Here is a 16,353-nt window from a genome sequence, read left to right as displayed (position 1 = left end):
ATGAACCAAAAAGCAAAACTCGCAAAGGTCACCGCGAAGGGTGCGCATTTCTCACGCATCAGCGCGATGTCTTTGGGATCCAAGATCGCAATCGGTGTTTTGGCACTGGTCGTTCTTGTATCAATCCTCGCGCCCTTCGTGGCACCCTATTCGCCCGAATTCATCGATACGCCGTGGCAGGGGCCGTCGTCGGCTCACCTCTTTGGTACTGACCACGCGGGTCGAGACATTCTTTCTCGCGTCCTCTTCGGTGGTCGCTACTCGCTGCTCATCGGCCTGTGCTCAACCGTGATCGCGCTCTTCTTCGGCGCCATCATCGGATCGATCGCAGCTGTGACGCGCAAGGCCATCTCCGAGACCATCATGCGCATCCTGGACATCATCATGGCTGTCCCCGGTATCGCAATGGCGGCTGTTACGGTTCTGGTCTTCGGACGCACACTTGCCCAGTCCGACAACAAGATGGGCATTGTCTTCGTCATTATCTTCTCGATCGCATTCGTCTACATCCCGCAGCTGGCACGTATTGTTCGCGCAAACGTGATGGCCGCATACGGTGAAGACTACGTGCGTGCAGTGATCGTCTCCGGTGCCCGTGCACCGTGGATCCTCATCAAGCACGTCATGCGTAACACTGCTGCTCCGGTTCTGGTCTTCGCCACGGTTTTGGTCGCAGATGCGATCATCCTCGAGGCCTCGCTGACCTTCATCGGTTCAGGCCTTCCTGCAACCATGGTTCCCACCTGGGGCAATATCTTGTCCGAGGCCTCGTCCTACCTCTCGGTCCTGCTGGGCTACTGGTGGACTGCCTTCTTCCCCGGCCTGTTCATCATGATCACCGTCTTGTGTTTGAACATCCTCTCGGAAGGCATCACGGACGCGATGGTCGCGGCTCCCTCCACGGCAGCTGTTGCCCAGGTCGACAAGAACTCTGAGCGCGAAGCCGACCGTATCCTTCTCGATCCTCGCCGCGCCTACGCCGAGCAGGCAGAATCCCTGCAGGCACGCCTCGACGATCTGGAATCTGTCGAAGGTAAGCGCACCGACCGTTTCGACGATGACTTCACCGGAGAGCCCCTCCTGGAGGTCAAGGATCTGTGCATCAAGTTCGAGCGCCACGGTGATGTCAACGTTGTCGATCACGTATCCTTCAAGGTTCGCGCTGGCGAAACCATGGGTCTTGTCGGTGAGTCCGGCTGTGGTAAGTCGATCACGGCTCTGACCATCATGGGCTTGATCGATCCCAAGGCAGAGATCACCGGCGAAATTCTCTACGAAGGCAAGAACCTCCTGGAGATGAAGCCTGAAGAGCGTCGTGCGCTTCTGGGCCACGAAATGGCAATGATCTACCAGGATGCGCTTTCCTCGCTGAACCCGGCCATGCTCATCAAGGCACAGATGAAGCAGCTGACCAAGCGCGGCGGAACCCGCAGCGCAGAGGAACTCCTCGAACTGGTGGGCCTGGATCCCAAGCGCACCCTCGAGTCCTACCCGCACGAGCTTTCCGGCGGCCAGCGTCAGCGCGTTCTCATCGCTATGGCTCTGACCCGCGACCCGAAGCTCATCATCGCGGACGAACCGACCACCGCTCTGGACGTGACCGTTCAAAAGCAGGTCATCGACCTGCTCAACGAGCTGCGTGAGAAGCTCGGCTTCGCAATGATCTTCGTCTCCCACGATTTGGCGCTTGTCGCCGAGGTGGCTCACAAGATCACCGTCATGTACGCCGGTCAGGTCATCGAGCAGGCGCCGACCAAGGAACTGCTCAAGCACCCGACCCACGAGTACACTCGCGGCCTGCTGGGCGCAGTGCTTTCGATCGAAGCCGGATCCGGACGCCTCCACCAGGTTCCCGGAACTGTTCCCTCGCCTCGAGATTTCCCGAAGGGCGACCGCTTCGCTCCTCGTTCCTCGCACCCCGACTACGGCCTCGACATCCGTCCGGTCCTCACCGAGGTTGGCCCCGAGCACGTGTATGCGGCACTGCCGCCTCGCGAGGAGGTTCTTGTCGTAAGCGAGACCGTCGTCATCGAAGAAGGTCAGGAGGAAAACTGATGAGTACCGAAACTCTGATTGTCGAAACTGAGACGGTGATCGCTACACCCGAACCTCCGATCATCGAGCTCAAAGACGTTGAGGTGACCTTCAACTCCCGCACTGGCTCACTGTTCCGCCCCCACAAGGTGCACGCGGTTCGCGGTGTCAACATGCGCATTGAGCGCGGACAGACGCTGGGTATCGTCGGCGAATCGGGCTGTGGCAAGTCCACGACCGCGAACGTCATGTGCGGATTGCAGATGGCGACGAAGGGCAAGGTGTTCTTCAACGGTGAGGAAGTCACAAAGCGTGGCGCAGATGCGCGTAGGCGCATCGGACGCGTCGTCTCGGTGGTCTTCCAAGATCCGGCGACCGCGCTGAACCCGCGTATGCACGTTGCCGATCAGCTCGCTGATCCGCTGCGCGTGCACGGTATTGGTGACGAGGCCTCGCGCGCCAAGCGCGTGCAAGAACTGATCTCTTTGGTGGGTCTACCTTCAAGCGCCTTGGATGCACTCCCGGGTCAGCTCTCCGGCGGTCAGCGTCAGCGCGTTGCAATTGCTCGCGCACTGTCCATCGGCCCCGATGCGATCATCGCTGACGAGCCCACGAGCGCACTGGACGTTTCGGTGCGCGCACAGATCCTGAACCTGCTCACGGACCTCAAGAGTGAACTGGGCTTGGCGATGGTCTTCATCTCACACGACATTCAGACGGTTCGTTACGTTTCGGACCGCATCGCCGTCATGAACGGTGGGAAGGTCGTTGAAGAAGGGCCTGCTGCGCAACTGCTTGCTGACCCGAAGGATCCCTACACCCGCAAGCTGCTGGGGGCTGCGCCCTCACTGCTGCACCCAACACTCGAAGGAGAGAACTGATGACTTCGCAGATTCGTGGCGTTGTCCCGCCCCTTGCTATCCCGCTGAAGGACGGCGAGCTGGATGTTGTGTCGCTGGAGCGTCATATCAATCGCATGATTGGCGCGGGGCTTAACGGCCTCTTCGTCTCCGGCTCAACCGGTGAGGTCGCTTTCTCGACCTCCGAGCGTCGTCAGCAGATCCAGCGCGAGGTTGTTCGCATCGTCGACGGCCGCGTCCCGCTCCTAGTCGGCGTCATCGACACCGAAACTGAGCGTGTCATTGAGAACATCAAGGCTGTCGAGGAAATCGGCGGTGCACGTGGTGTGGTCGCAACCGCTCCTTTCTACGCACTGGGCGGCCAGGCTGAGATCGAGAAGCACTTCCGCATCCTCAAGGAGAACACCAACCTTGAGCTGTGGGCCTACGACATCCCCGTGTGCGTGCACACCAAGCTGCAGAACGACCTTGTTCTTCGCCTGGGCAAGGACGGCGTCCTTGACGGCGTGAAGGACTCTTCGGGTGACGATGTGGGCTTCCGCTGGCTTTCTCGCGCGAACGAGGCCGCTGGCCACCCGCTGCAGCTGCTGACCGGCCACGAAGTGGTTGTTGACGGCGCCTACATGTCGGGTGCGGATGGTTCCGTCCCCGGTCTGGCGAACGTTGACCCCGAGGGCTACGTCCGTCAGTGGCAGGCCTTCGAGCGCGGTGACTGGGAAGCCGTGCGCACTGAACAGGACCGCCTCGCGGACCTCATGCGCATCGTCCAGGTCAGTGGCGTTCAGGGCTTCGGCGCTGGCGTTGGTGCTTTCAAGGCTGCTCTGCACCTCCTTGGTGTTTTTGATTCCCCCGAGATGCCTCGCCCCGTGAAGGCTCTTGAGGGTGCAAACGTTGAGCATGTCGCCTCCGTCCTTCGTGAGGCCGGTCTGCTCTCCTGATCATCAGCGAGGCCGAGGTGGCCCTCCTCTCGCGTACGCGCGAGCGTGCGCCCGCCTTGGCCTCGCTGATTAGTCTTCTCTTCCGTTGCCTTTTGGAGAATTTTCATGACTACGCTCCTTGCTCTTGATATCGGTGGAACGAAGATCGGTTGGGGTATTGTCGAGGCCGAAGACAGCTTCACCGTTACCGAACGTGGCTCAATCCCTACCTTGGCCGCCAAGGGCGGCGCCGATGTTGCTGCGCGAATCTGCACACTGGCCTCGGAGCTGATCGAGTCGCACCCGGCGATTGCGGGTATCGCAGTTGCGAGCGCCGGAGTTGTCGATCCCGCGACCGGTACGATCGTGTCTGCAACGGACATCATGCCCGGTTGGGCGGGGACCAAACTCGGTGACCTCCTTTCCGCGCACACGCAGCTCCCGGTTCGTGTCCTCAACGATGTGCACGCGCACGGGCTTGGAGAGGCCACCTTGGGTGCAGGGCGGCCCTATCGCAGCGTTCTATCTATCGCCGTGGGAACGGGGATCGGCGGCGCCTTCGTCGAAGACGGTCGTGTTGCCTTCGGTTCTCGCGGCATTGCGGGACATGTGGGCCACGTTCACCACCATTTCGCACCCGATATGGTCTGTTCGTGTGGGCGCCTGGGACACATCGAGTCTTTCTGCTCCGGGTCGGGAATTACCGCCTGGTATAACTCGCTGCGTCCTCAAGACAAGCCGGAAGTTGACGGCGGACGCGCACTCCAAGAGCTCGCCGATTCTGGCGACCCCCTTGCACAAGCGTGCTTCGCGCGCTCCGCGTACGCCCTTGGCGAGGCCACGGCCTCGTTAGTGAACTGTATGGATCCCGCCGTCGTCATTATCTCCGGTTCGATGACTCGCTCGGGGGATATCTGGTGGGATGGTCTGAACGAAGGTTTTTCAGCCAGCGCGATGACGCCCGTTGCGACGACCCCCATTCTTGTTGGTTCCCTTGGTGGCAATGCACCGCTGCTCGGGGCTGTTTCTTTCTTCCTCAACGCATAGGAGTTCACCATGCATCCGCTTATTGCCGGTCTTAAAGGAAAGCTCATCGTTTCCGTTCAGGCTTACCCGGGGGAGCCCATGCGCCACCCCGAGACTATGGCTCAGATTGCGCGTGCCGCTGAAATCGGCGGCGCTGCGGCGATCCGTTGTCAGGGACTGTCGGATATCTCCGCGATCAAGGGACGTGTCGATGTCCCGGTGATTGGTCTGTGGAAGGAAGGGCACGAAGGCGTCTACATCACCCCTTCGCTGCGTCACGCGCGCGCCTGCGTCATGGCCGGTGCCGATATCGTGGCTCTTGATGCGACGGGTCGTCCGCGCCTTGATGGTCGCAGCTTTGCTGAAACCGTTGCGGCTTTGCGCGAAGAAGAGACACTAGTGATGGCTGACTGTGGTTCTTTTGAAGATGCGCAGCGGGCTGTTGATGCCGGTGTCGATATTGTTTCAACGACTCTTGCTGGCTACACCGGAGATCGCCCGAAGACCGATGGCCCTGACTTAGAACTTCTCGAGCAGACAGTTCAGGCATTCCCAGGTGTGCCCGTGATCTGTGAAGGGCGTATTCACACTCCGGAGCATGCTGCAGCTGCCATGAAACTCGGTGCTTTCGCAGTGATCGTGGGTACCGCGATTACTCATCCGACGTCGGTTACCGGTTGGTTTAAGGCCGCCGTCGAAGACTAGCTTTTCTTTCGAATATCAATCGGTGTCCGTGTGGAGCTATTTCACACGGACACCTCTTTTTGCGGCCTTTAACCACGGGCCTATCGGCGAGTAAAATTGCGAACCGTGTCTATTCCCTCATCGCCTGCTCACAGTGCCCTTCGTGCAACCTTTGTGGTCTACGCAGGCTTAGGTTTTGCAACCTCAGCGTGGCTCTCACGTCTACCCGATGTGCGTGATCACCTGGGATTGACCCCGGGAACCATCGGCATGATGCTGCTGATTGCCTCCCTGGGTTCTTTGTTGACCCTTCCCACTTCGGGTCCGATCGTCATGAAGATCGGTGCACGGTGGGCTGGGCGAATCGGCGTATTCATTTGGGCATTGGGCATTGTCGGAGCAGCGACGGGAACGCTCGCGAATTCTCTCGTGCTCTTCACCGGTTCCCTTGTTTTCATGTCTGCCGGGGCGGGCCTGTGGGGATCGAGCATGAACATCGAGGCTGGTTTGGTCCAAGCTGCTGTGAGGCGCCTTGTCGTTCCAGTGATTCAAGCGATGTACGCGGTCGGCATGCTCGGCGGTGCATTACTTGGAGCGCTTGCCTCGCGAGTCGGAGTTCCACTCGGAGCGCACCTATACGGTCTGGCTGCTCTCGAGCTTATTGTCTGCGGTGTTTCCATTGGTTTCTACCTCAGCCAAGACGAGGTCGCCGCTCTTGAACCCGCAAAGGATAGCCTCGTGGGCGAAGGGGAGGAGGCCTCGGCAGGCAATGCGAAGAAGGGCTTGACCCGCTTGGCTTGGCGCGAGCGTCGCACGGTTCTGATTGCGCTCATGGTGATGAGTGGCGGACTCCTGGAAGGCGCCGCTAACGACTGGCTGAACCTGTCGATGGTCGATGGCTATGGTTTTGCGACTTCTTCCGCGTCGGCAATCTTTGCCTTCTTCTTGCTGATGATGACGATCATGCGTTTCGGATCCCCGCGTTTGGAGAGGCGTTTTGGGGCGCCGCATCTGCTCCGATTGACCATGGGCTGCGCGATCATCGGCCTGACGCTTGTTGCCTTTGCGCCACATCATATTCTTGCGCTTGTCGGTGTTGCCTTGTGGGGTATCGGTGCGTCCTTGGTGTTCCCTCTGGGTATTTCCGCCCTGAGCGTTGATCCCGTCATGACGCCTGCGCGAGTGTCGGTCCTCTCGACCGTGAATTATGGTTCGGCGCTCATCGGACCGCCGATTTTAGGTCTTATTGCGGATCACGTTGGCTACCACCGTGCGCTCGTTTTCGTCGTGCTCCCGGTGTGTCTGGCTATCGTGTTGGCCGGTCAGGTTCCGGACCAGCGGGGGCGCGTGCGAGCCGTTGCACCTCTTGACGACTAATCTTGAGTCATGACGACTCTTGCTGAATTGACGACCTTTCGCGTGGGCGGAGAGGTTTCTCGCCTTGTGCGCGCGACTTCCAGTGAGGAATTGGTTGCTGCCGTTCGCGCGGCTGATGAGGAGCAGCGCCAGCTTCTAGTCCTGGGCGGTGGATCGAATCTGCTTGCCTCGGATGATCCTTTTGGCGGAACAGTCGTCGCCGTGCGCCCGGGCGCAGAGATTGCACGGATCGTTGAAGAAGACGCGGCTGATTCGGTGATCGTCCGCGTGTGGGCCGGCACGGTCTGGGATGACTTTGTTGCGTGGAGCGTCGACGAGCACTTGTCCGGTATCGAGGCCTTGTCGGGGATCCCCGGAAGCGCGGGAGCGTCCCCGGTACAGAACGTGGGCGCCTACGGACATGAGGTTGCTGAAACAATTCACAGCGTCGAGGCTTACGACCGCCTCGAGCAGCGCATCGTCCGGCTTCTTCCCTCAGAGCTAGGTTTTGCCTACCGTTCCTCCGCGATCAAGCACAGTATCGGTCAGCCCGGTCTTCCCGGCCGCGTGTGGGGGCCGACGGGGCGTTGGGTCGTGTTGAGCGTCGACTTCCGCCTCGAGCGCTCATCCCTGAGTGCGCCCGTCATGTACTCCGAACTTGCGCGGCGCCTCGGAGTGGAAGCTGGGGAGCGTGCCAAGGCTTCCCTGGTCCGCTCGACCGTGCTTGAGCTGCGCGCGGGGAAGGGAATGGTCTTAAACCCTGAGGACCACGACACGTGGAGCGCGGGATCTTTCTTCACGAACCCCATCCTCCCCGAGGCCGTGGCTGCTGCACTCCCAGAAGAGGCGCCTCGTTTCCCGGCGGGGGAGGGGCTCGTGAAAACCAGCGCCGCTTGGCTCATTGACCACGCGGGCTGTTCCAAGGGTTTCCATCTTCTAGAGGCCGGCGACCCGCCTCGCGCATCCTTGTCGACCAAGCACGTACTCGCGCTGACGAACCGCGGGGGCGCAAGCGGTGCAGACATCGAGGCCTTGGCGCGCGCTGTGCGCGGGCGTGTGTTTGACGCCTATGGCGTGACTCTTGTTCCTGAGCCTGTTGCCATCGGCATTGAGTGGTAACGCGGATCTTTGTCAACCTTGTGAACCGGCTAATTATTTATCCGCGCGGCTGTTATCTATCTGCCTGAACCGCGGTGCGCAGGCGTTCGATCATATCGGGAACATTGCGGGTAACGGCCGTCCACAGGAGTTTGTCATCCATGCTTTGGTACCCCGAACGCGCCGCGATGTTCCGAGCCGTCCGCAGCGTGCGCTTCTCGACCAAGGTGAGGGTCTTCATGTATGGCGCGTATTCCTCACGCTCCAGGAAACCGGCCAGTCGGATGATCACCATGCACGCCGAGTCGTATTCGGGGCAATCGGCGTTGAAGGCCTCGGCAGAGACAGCAGCAACCCGTTCGACGCGTCGGGTGATGACATCAAGTTCACGTAAGAAGTTATCAACGTCGAAGCTAGGTGTTTGTCTTTTTGGCGCGCGTGGCCGAGGCATGAAAGACGCAGGCTCGCTCACAGTGGCACCGCCTCGTCAATGATGTTCCGCAGAGCTTCGGGTACTTGTGTATCCGCATAGACTTCGGTAGGAAATCCCGTGAGTTCGCTTGTAAACGAGGCGATATCTGCCAGCTCAAACAGTGACAGCTCGCGGGTGGGAGTACCGATCAGATCAATATCCGATTCAAAGCCGTCCGTTCCCTGAGCGACGGAGCCAAAGACGCGGAGGGAATCGAGGCCCCGTTTCATGGCATAGCGGCTGATGGAGGGCGCGTAGCGGGCTAGGGGTACGGAAGGACGATAGTCGGCAGCGCGAAGGATTCTCTCTAAAAGCTCGGCGGATACAGCACGTTTCCCAGCCTCGATCTGTGCGAGGGTTGACTGGCTCATCCCGGTCATCCCCGCAAGTTCAGCCTGTGTGAGGGAAGCATCAGCGCGTGCTTCGCGCACAAGCAATGGTGCGTCCTCCCGATTAAAACGCGTCATAAGCGTATGATAGTGCACGCATGCACTATTGGTGAAGAGAGATATTTAGGCCTTGGGCGGGGCCGCGAGCCACTGATCGATTTCCGCTTTCCACACGCGTTTCGAAGCCTCGCTGGCCAAGGAAGCATCAATCGACTGACGGGCCAAATCTGCCAGCTGAACGTCAGAGAGCCCGAAAACATCGCGCGCGGCCTCGTACTGGGCAACCACACGCGAATGGAACAACAAGGGGTCGTCAGCTGAAAGAGCAACGCGCGCGCCGGCCTCGATAAAGCGCATGAGTGGAACCGATGCGAAATCCCGGAAGACCCCCAGGTGAATATTCGAGGTCGGACACACTTCGAAGGAAATATCTGCATCAATCAAACGCCGCAGCAAATCGGGATCTTCACTGGTGCGCACGCCGTGACCCAAACGCGTCGGGTGTAGGGCTGAAACAACATTCATCACAGATTCCGGGCCCAAAAGCTCCCCGCCGTGAGGAACCGAGGCCAAACCGCCATCACGGGCAATGCGGAAGGCAGGAGCAAAAGCCGAGGTATCGCCAACGCGCTCATCATTGGACAGGCCAAAGCCCACAACCTGTCCGGGGCCATCGCCGGCATACTGAACTGCCAGACGAGCAAGCGTGCGCGCGTCAAGAGGATGACGAATTCGCGAGGCCGCAACGATCAGTGCAACTTCAACGCCCGTGCGCTTCCCTGCAGCAATCGCCTCGTCAATGATGATCTCCAAAGCTGGCGTAATCCCGCCAACCCAAGGTGCATAAGACGTGGGATCGACCTGCATCTCGAGGCGACGCGAGCCTTCGGCCGCATCATCTTCCGCGGCCTCGGCAACGATCCGCCGCATTGCGGCTTCGGATCGCACCAAAGCTCGCGCGGCATCGTAGGAGCGCTGGAAACGGAACCAACCGCGGGCGTCCGCGGGCACGGTTAAGGGGTCCAAGTCCAACAGGTGAGGAGGAAGGCGGGTGCCTTTTTCCTGCGCCATATCCACCAGCGTTTGTGGACGCATCGCACCCGTGAAGTGCAGGTGCAGGTGCGCCTTGGGGAGCGTGGACAGCGGTCGTCGCCCAAGGGGAGTCGGCGCTGGAACGGTAAGAGAAGGCTGGCGAGGAATAGAGGTCGATCCTATCAGTGCTTCTCGAGCCACAGGAGCAGGTCGCGTAGGATCATATCCTTCTCAGGCTCATTCAAGACTTCGTGGTAGGCCCCATCGATGACACGCAGGTCAATATCTGCGTCGGGATGCGCATGACGTACACGCTCAACAAACTCTGCAGAACCCTCCAGCGAGGTGAGCTCATCGGCGCTGCCGTGGAAAATCAGCGTGGGGCAGGTCAGGCGATCCGCGTGCTCGAGCGCCTTCTTGCCCTGAATCACCATGGTCGAGAGCGTCAGACGCGGGGGAGCGCCGTGGTAGTTGAGGGGATCGGCGTCGAAAGCTTCTTGGACGCTGGGATCATGCGAAAGTACGGAATGTTCGGGCATGGACTGTGCCGCCGGAGCCTGTACTCCCGGCAAATAGCGAGCCAGTTTCCCAAGTCTGCCAACCACGGGCTTAGGAATCTCGAGGAGTGGAATAAAAGCGGGTCCAGTGAGGACCATGCATCGCAGATCCTTGCGGTAGATCAGCGCAGAAGCAGCGCTAATCAAACCACCCATTGAATGCCCAAAGAGGATCAATTCATCGCAGCGTGAATTGTGAAGAGCCTGTTGGCGAGCAGCGATGTGGTCCTTGATCAGCAGACCGACATCGACCTTGGCGCGAGGGCCTGGGGAAGTGCCATGACCATAGTGGTCGTAGGTTGACACATCGTAGCCAGCCTGGAGAAGTGCATTGATCAGACCTTCAAAACGTCCCGAATGCTCAGCATAACCGTGGGCGACAAGGACATGTCCATTGGGTTGGTCGAGTTGTGTTCGCCGCGTCGCGATGTCCATGTGTCGATTGTAACAGCTCGGGATATGCTTTGGGTAGCGCTACTGCACACTTTTTGACAGCGCGTTCATAAAAGCCCGCGCGGTGGCACAAAAGTACTCACCGCGTGGAACTTCAGTCGCATGTAATTGGTCTATCGGGCTTCTGACAGGAGTTCTTGGATACGACCAACGCCTTCGACGAGGTCATCGTCGGCCAGGGCGTAGGAGAAGCGCAGGAAGCCGGAGGGGCCGAAGGCCTCGCCCGGGACCGCCGCGACCTCGACCTCGTCGAGGATCAGGTCGGCGAGCTCGCCCGACGTGTTGGCCACGCGGCCTCGGAGCGCACGAGGTGACGCGCCGAGTCGTAGGCGCGCTGGAAACGGAACCACCCGCGCCCGTCGGCCGGCATAGAGGCCGCGTCGATGTGCAGGAGGTGAGGGGGAGGCGCACTCCCTGCGTGCGCGCCATCTCCACCATCGTGGTGGGCCGCATGGCACCCGTGAAGTGCAGATGCAGGTGCGCTTTTGGCAGAGTAGACAGCGGCCGACGCCCGGGGGGAGTCGGTGCTGGAACCGTTAACGAAAGCTGGCGAGATGCTTGACGCTGCTCCATCAGTGCTTCTCGACCCACAGGAGCAAGTCGCGCAGGACCATGGCCTTCTCAGGCTCGTTGAGAACCTCGTGGCAGGCCCCGTCAATGACACGCAGGTGAATATCCGCACCGGGGTGAGCTTCGAGCACGCGTGCAACAAATTCTGCAGAGCCCTCTGGCGAGGTGAGCTCATCGGCGCCACCGTGGAAAATCAGCGTGGGGCAGGTCAGGCGATCCGCGTGCTCGAGTGCCTTCTTGCCTTGAATCACCATGGTCGAGGCCGTCAGAAGCGGGGGAGCGCCATGGTAGTTGAGTGGATCGGCATCGAAAGCTTCCTGAACGCTGGGATCGCGCGAAAGCAAAGAGTGCTCGGGCGTGGACTGGGCCGCCGGAATCTGCACTCCCGGCAGGTAGCGAGCGAGTTTCCCGAGGCCGCCAACCACCGGCGCGGGAAGCTGAGGAAGCGGGATGAAAGCGGGACCAGTGAGGACCATACAGCGAATGCCTCGCTGTGAGATCAAAGCCGAGGCCGCAGTGATGAGACCCCCCATTGAATGCCCGAAAAGAATGAGCTCATTGAAACGGGAATCGGCCAAAACTTCTTGGCGAGCACTGATGTGGTCCTTGATCAACGCACCGACGTCGACCTGGGCGCGAGGACCTGGGGAAGTGCCGTGGCCGTAGTGGTCGTAGGTTGACACATCGTAGCCAGCCTGGAGAAGCGCATTGATCAGCCCTTCAAAACGTCCCGAATGCTCGCCATAACCGTGGGCGACAAGGACGTGTCCATTGGGTTGGTCGAGGTGTGTTCGCCGCGTCGAAAGGTCCATATGTCAATTGTGACAGCTCAAGGCGTCATTTGGGTAGCGATATTGGGGTGTGACTTGACGAAGAGTAAGAAAAATCCCGCACGGCTAGCAATGTGCCTACCGCGCGGGATTTCATAGTGGAACCCTGAGTCAGCGAGCCTCGGAGAGAAGCTCCTGAATTCGTCCCACGCCCTCGACCAAATCGTCATCGGCCAAAGCGTAGGAGAGGCGAATGAAGCCCGAGGGGCCGAAGGCTTCGCCCGGGACAACTGCGACCTCAACCTCATCGAGGATCAGATCTGCCAACTCTGAAGAGGTCGTCGGAACCTTGCCGCGAATTGAACGGCCAAGAAGCCCTCTCACGCTGGGGTAGGCGTAGAAGGCTCCACGCGGAGTTGGGACCTCGAGTCCGTCGATCTCGCGAAGCATCTTCACCATGGTCTGACGGCGGCGATCGAAAGCCTCGCGCATATGCTCAACCACATCCAGCGGCCCGTTGAGGGCAGCAATTGCCGCACACTGAGCAATATTGTTGACATTTGAAGTCAGGTGCGATTGGAAGGACGTCGCAGCGCGAATGATATCACGAGGACCAATCATCCAACCCACACGCCAACCGGTCATCGCATAGGTCTTCGCAACACCGTTCAACACGATGGTCTGGTCGGCAAGTTCGGGAACCTCGGCAACGATGTGCGCGCTTTGTGCACCGTCGTAGAGCAGGTGCTCGTAGATCTCATCGGTGATCACCCACACACCGTGCTTGAGTGCCCACTGCCCGATCGAACGGATCTCCTCGCGAGTGTAGACGCTTCCCGTCGGGTTGGACGGCGAGCACATGAGGAGGACCTTCGTGCGAGGCGTGCGTGCGGCCTCGAGCTGGTCGACGGTGACCTTGTAGTCCTGGTCGGCGCCCGCGAAAACCTCAACGGGAGTCGCCCCGGCGAGCTTGATCACCTCGGGGTAGGTGGTCCAGTAGGGGGTCGGGAGGATGGCCTCGTCCCCGGGGTTCAGCAGCGATGCGAAGGCTTGGAAAACCGCCTGCTTTCCTCCGTTGGTCACCAAAACCTGGTCCGGGTTAACTTCGTATCCAGAATCGCGTAGAGTCTTGCGAGCGATTGCTTCCTTGAGAGCGGGAAGCCCCGAGGCGGGCGTGTAGCGGTGCATCGCGGGGTTGCGCGCGGCCTTGACGGCGGCCTCGACAATGTAATCGGGGGTGGCGAAATCAGGTTCGCCCGCACCGAAACCAACGACGGGGCGTCCCTGGGCCTTCAGTGCCTTGGCCNGGTCTATCGGGCTTCTGACAGGAGTTCTTGGATACGACCAACGCCTTCGACGAGGTCATCGTCGGCCAGGGCGTAGGAGAAGCGCAGGAAGCCGGAGGGGCCGAAGGCCTCGCCCGGGACCGCCGCGACCTCGACCTCGTCGAGGATCAGGTCGGCGAGCTCGCCCGACGTGTTGGCCACGCGGCCTCGGAGCGCACGAGGTGACGCGCCGAGTCGTAGGCGCGCTGGAAACGGAACCACCCGCGCCCGTCGGCCGGCATAGAGGCCGCGTCGATGTGCAGGAGGTGAGGGGGAGGCGCACTCCCTGCGTGCGCGCCATCTCCACCATCGTGGTGGGCCGCATGGCACCCGTGAAGTGCAGATGCAGGTGCGCTTTTGGCAGAGTAGACAGCGGCCGACGCCCGGGGGGAGTCGGTGCTGGAACCGTTAACGAAAGCTGGCGAGATGCTTGACGCTGCTCCATCAGTGCTTCTCGACCCACAGGAGCAAGTCGCGCAGGACCATGGCCTTCTCAGGCTCGTTGAGAACCTCGTGGCAGGCCCCGTCAATGACACGCAGGTGAATATCCGCACCGGGGTGAGCTTCGAGCACGCGTGCAACAAATTCTGCAGAGCCCTCTGGCGAGGTGAGCTCATCGGCGCCACCGTGGAAAATCAGCGTGGGGCAGGTCAGGCGATCCGCGTGCTCGAGTGCCTTCTTGCCTTGAATCACCATGGTCGAGGCCGTCAGAAGCGGGGGAGCGCCATGGTAGTTGAGTGGATCGGCATCGAAAGCTTCCTGAACGCTGGGATCGCGCGAAAGCAAAGAGTGCTCGGGCGTGGACTGGGCCGCCGGAATCTGCACTCCCGGCAGGTAGCGAGCGAGTTTCCCGAGGCCGCCAACCACCGGCGCGGGAAGCTGAGGAAGCGGGATGAAAGCGGGACCAGTGAGGACCATACAGCGAATGCCTCGCTGTGAGATCAAAGCCGAGGCCGCAGTGATGAGACCCCCCATTGAATGCCCGAAAAGAATGAGCTCATTGAAACGGGAATCGGCCAAAACTTCTTGGCGAGCACTGATGTGGTCCTTGATCAACGCACCGACGTCGACCTGGGCGCGAGGACCTGGGGAAGTGCCGTGGCCGTAGTGGTCGTAGGTTGACACATCGTAGCCAGCCTGGAGAAGCGCATTGATCAGCCCTTCAAAACGTCCCGAATGCTCGCCATAACCGTGGGCGACAAGGACGTGTCCATTGGGTTGGTCGAGGTGTGTTCGCCGCGTCGAAAGGTCCATATGTCAATTGTGACAGCTCAAGGCGTCATTTGGGTAGCGATATTGGGGTGTGACTTGACGAAGAGTAAGAAAAATCCCGCACGGCTAGCAATGTGCCTACCGCGCGGGATTTCATAGTGGAACCCTGAGTCAGCGAGCCTCGGAGAGAAGCTCCTGAATTCGTCCCACGCCCTCGACCAAATCGTCATCGGCCAAAGCGTAGGAGAGGCGAATGAAGCCCGAGGGGCCGAAGGCTTCGCCCGGGACAACTGCGACCTCAACCTCATCGAGGATCAGATCTGCCAACTCTGAAGAGGTCGTCGGAACCTTGCCGCGAATTGAACGGCCAAGAAGCCCTCTCACGCTGGGGTAGGCGTAGAAGGCTCCACGCGGAGTTGGGACCTCGAGTCCGTCGATCTCGCGAAGCATCTTCACCATGGTCTGACGGCGGCGATCGAAAGCCTCGCGCATATGCTCAACCACATCCAGCGGCCCGTTGAGGGCAGCAATTGCCGCACACTGAGCAATATTGTTGACATTTGAAGTCAGGTGCGATTGGAAGGACGTCGCAGCGCGAATGATATCACGAGGACCAATCATCCAACCCACACGCCAACCGGTCATCGCATAGGTCTTCGCAACACCGTTCAACACGATGGTCTGGTCGGCAAGTTCGGGAACCTCGGCAACGATGTGCGCGCTTTGTGCACCGTCGTAGAGCAGGTGCTCGTAGATCTCATCGGTGATCACCCACACACCGTGCTTGAGTGCCCACTGCCCGATCGAACGGATCTCCTCGCGAGTGTAGACGCTTCCCGTCGGGTTGGACGGCGAGCACATGAGGAGGACCTTCGTGCGAGGCGTGCGTGCGGCCTCGAGCTGGTCGACGGTGACCTTGTAGTCCTGGTCGGCGCCCGCGAAAACCTCAACGGGAGTCGCCCCGGCGAGCTTGATCACCTCGGGGTAGGTGGTCCAGTAGGGGGTCGGGAGGATGGCCTCGTCCCCGGGGTTCAGCAGCGATGCGAAGGCTTGGAAAACCGCCTGCTTTCCTCCGTTGGTCACCAAAACCTGGTCCGGGTTAACTTCGTATCCAGAATCGCGTAGAGTCTTGCGAGCGATTGCTTCCTTGAGAGCGGGAAGCCCCGAGGCGGGCGTGTAGCGGTGCATCGCGGGGTTGCGCGCGGCCTTGACGGCGGCCTCGACAATGTAATCGGGGGTGGCGAAATCAGGTTCGCCCGCACCGAAACCAACGACGGGGCGTCCCTGGGCCTTCAGTGCCTTGGCCTTAGCGTCGACGGCAAGGGTCGCTGAGGGAGTGATATTTGCGAAGCGCGTTGAGACGCGGGAAGCTGATTGAGTATCCACGCGAACATTGTGGCATGGATAGATCCATTTATTGGTGTGAGTCACAATTTGAGCGCTTATGAGGCGAACGCATCGCGGTGAGTTGGACAGGAGGCCTCATCTCCCCTAAACTCAACCGAGCAAGTCTTTTTCGGAAGAGTTGCAGTAGGGCAGTGGCGCAATTGGTAGCGCACCGGTCTCCAAAACCGGCGGTTGTGGGTTCGAGTCCCGCC

General features: G+C 60.3%; 15 protein-coding genes and 4 pseudogenes. 7 read left to right on the top strand and 12 right to left on the bottom strand.

From position 1 onward, the window contains the following. The 7 genes from BQ8011_RS00440 (at window position 1) to BQ8011_RS00410 (ending at window position 7,996) form a co-directional block, all read left to right on the top strand. Complete coding sequence (locus tag BQ8011_RS00440) at window positions 1-2,055, top strand: dipeptide/oligopeptide/nickel ABC transporter permease/ATP-binding protein (RefSeq protein ID WP_072456562.1); 2,055 nt, start codon at window positions 1-3, stop codon at window positions 2,053-2,055. Next, window positions 2,055-2,915 (top strand): ABC transporter ATP-binding protein, encoded by an 861-nt coding sequence (locus tag BQ8011_RS00435; protein WP_072456560.1) that lies wholly within the window; start codon window positions 2,055-2,057, stop codon window positions 2,913-2,915. The genes BQ8011_RS00440 and BQ8011_RS00435 overlap by 1 nt, the downstream gene beginning before the upstream one ends. After that, window positions 2,915-3,832 (top strand): dihydrodipicolinate synthase family protein, encoded by a 918-nt coding sequence (locus tag BQ8011_RS00430; protein WP_072456558.1) that lies wholly within the window; start codon window positions 2,915-2,917, stop codon window positions 3,830-3,832. The genes BQ8011_RS00435 and BQ8011_RS00430 overlap by 1 nt, the downstream gene beginning before the upstream one ends. Before the next feature lie 105 nt (window positions 3,833-3,937). Then, entirely contained in the window at window positions 3,938-4,858 is a 921-nt protein-coding gene (locus BQ8011_RS00425) for an ROK family protein (protein ID WP_072456556.1), read from the top strand. A 9-nt stretch (window positions 4,859-4,867) separates the two neighbouring features. Next, entirely contained in the window at window positions 4,868-5,542 is a 675-nt protein-coding gene (locus BQ8011_RS00420; protein WP_072456553.1) for an N-acetylmannosamine-6-phosphate 2-epimerase, read from the top strand. 105 nt (window positions 5,543-5,647) lie between these two features. Next, window positions 5,648-6,898, top strand: a complete 1,251-nt coding sequence (locus BQ8011_RS00415) for an MFS transporter (RefSeq protein ID WP_072456551.1) — start codon at window positions 5,648-5,650, stop codon at window positions 6,896-6,898. Between the two features lie 9 nt (window positions 6,899-6,907). Then, on the top strand, window positions 6,908-7,996 hold the full coding sequence (locus BQ8011_RS00410; RefSeq protein WP_072456548.1) for a UDP-N-acetylmuramate dehydrogenase: 1,089 nt from the start codon (window positions 6,908-6,910) through the stop codon (window positions 7,994-7,996). 52 nt (window positions 7,997-8,048) lie between these two features. Here the strand turns inward: BQ8011_RS00410 and BQ8011_RS00405 are convergent, their stop codons facing one another. From BQ8011_RS00405 to BQ8011_RS00360, 12 genes and pseudogenes are all read right to left on the bottom strand, one after another. Next, window positions 8,049-8,447 (bottom strand): DUF86 domain-containing protein, encoded by a 399-nt coding sequence (locus tag BQ8011_RS00405; RefSeq protein WP_231945320.1) that lies wholly within the window; start codon window positions 8,445-8,447, stop codon window positions 8,049-8,051. Further along, window positions 8,444-8,914: a helix-turn-helix domain-containing protein gene (locus BQ8011_RS00400; protein ID WP_072456545.1), complete on the bottom strand. Its 471-nt coding sequence runs from the start codon at window positions 8,912-8,914 to the stop codon at window positions 8,444-8,446. Before BQ8011_RS00400 ends, BQ8011_RS00405 begins: the two co-directional genes overlap by 4 nt. Before the next feature lie 45 nt (window positions 8,915-8,959). After that, window positions 8,960-10,069, bottom strand: coding sequence for an adenosine deaminase (locus tag BQ8011_RS00395; protein WP_231945319.1), 1,110 nt, complete (start codon window positions 10,067-10,069; stop codon window positions 8,960-8,962). Then, the gene (locus tag BQ8011_RS00390; protein WP_072456541.1) at window positions 10,051-10,860 is read right to left on the bottom strand and encodes an alpha/beta hydrolase; all 810 of its coding nucleotides are present in this window, start codon (window positions 10,858-10,860) and stop codon (window positions 10,051-10,053) included. Before BQ8011_RS00390 ends, BQ8011_RS00395 begins: the two co-directional genes overlap by 19 nt. A 131-nt stretch (window positions 10,861-10,991) precedes the next feature. Then, window positions 10,992-11,186, bottom strand: a pseudogene (locus BQ8011_RS00385) (aspartate aminotransferase); the annotation flags it as partial. Beyond that, window positions 11,168-11,451, bottom strand: a pseudogene (locus BQ8011_RS08885) (adenosine deaminase); the annotation flags it as partial. The pseudogenes BQ8011_RS00385 and BQ8011_RS08885, both read right to left, overlap by 19 nt. Beyond that, window positions 11,451-12,260 carry an alpha/beta hydrolase gene (locus tag BQ8011_RS00380; RefSeq protein WP_072456538.1) on the bottom strand — a complete coding sequence of 270 codons (810 nt, stop codon included), beginning with the start codon at window positions 12,258-12,260 and terminating at the stop codon, window positions 11,451-11,453. The gene BQ8011_RS00380 and the pseudogene BQ8011_RS08885, both read right to left, overlap by 1 nt. A gap of 129 nt (window positions 12,261-12,389) precedes the next feature. Then, window positions 12,390-13,532: a pyridoxal phosphate-dependent aminotransferase gene (locus tag BQ8011_RS00375; protein WP_077209653.1), complete on the bottom strand. Its 1,143-nt coding sequence runs from the start codon at window positions 13,530-13,532 to the stop codon at window positions 12,390-12,392. After that, window positions 13,529-13,723: pseudogene (locus BQ8011_RS00370) on the bottom strand (aspartate aminotransferase); the annotation flags it as partial. The pseudogene BQ8011_RS00370 and the gene BQ8011_RS00375, both read right to left, overlap by 4 nt. Then, a pseudogene (locus tag BQ8011_RS08880) lies at window positions 13,705-13,988 on the bottom strand (adenosine deaminase); the annotation flags it as partial. The pseudogenes BQ8011_RS08880 and BQ8011_RS00370, both read right to left, overlap by 19 nt. Continuing rightward, window positions 13,988-14,797 carry an alpha/beta hydrolase gene (locus BQ8011_RS00365; RefSeq protein WP_072456538.1) on the bottom strand — a complete coding sequence of 270 codons (810 nt, stop codon included), beginning with the start codon at window positions 14,795-14,797 and terminating at the stop codon, window positions 13,988-13,990. The gene BQ8011_RS00365 and the pseudogene BQ8011_RS08880, both read right to left, overlap by 1 nt. A gap of 129 nt (window positions 14,798-14,926) precedes the next feature. Further along, window positions 14,927-16,141, bottom strand: a complete 1,215-nt coding sequence (locus BQ8011_RS00360) for a pyridoxal phosphate-dependent aminotransferase (protein WP_072456535.1) — start codon at window positions 16,139-16,141, stop codon at window positions 14,927-14,929. Window positions 16,142-16,353: the final 212 nt, after the last annotated feature.

It is taken from the genome of Actinomyces marseillensis, from assembly GCF_900155605.1.
GTDB classification, from domain to species: Bacteria; Actinomycetota; Actinomycetes; order Actinomycetales; family Actinomycetaceae; genus Pauljensenia; species Pauljensenia marseillensis.
Note: the sequence above shows the minus strand (reverse complement) of the source record. Positions and strands in the feature narration are given on the sequence as shown.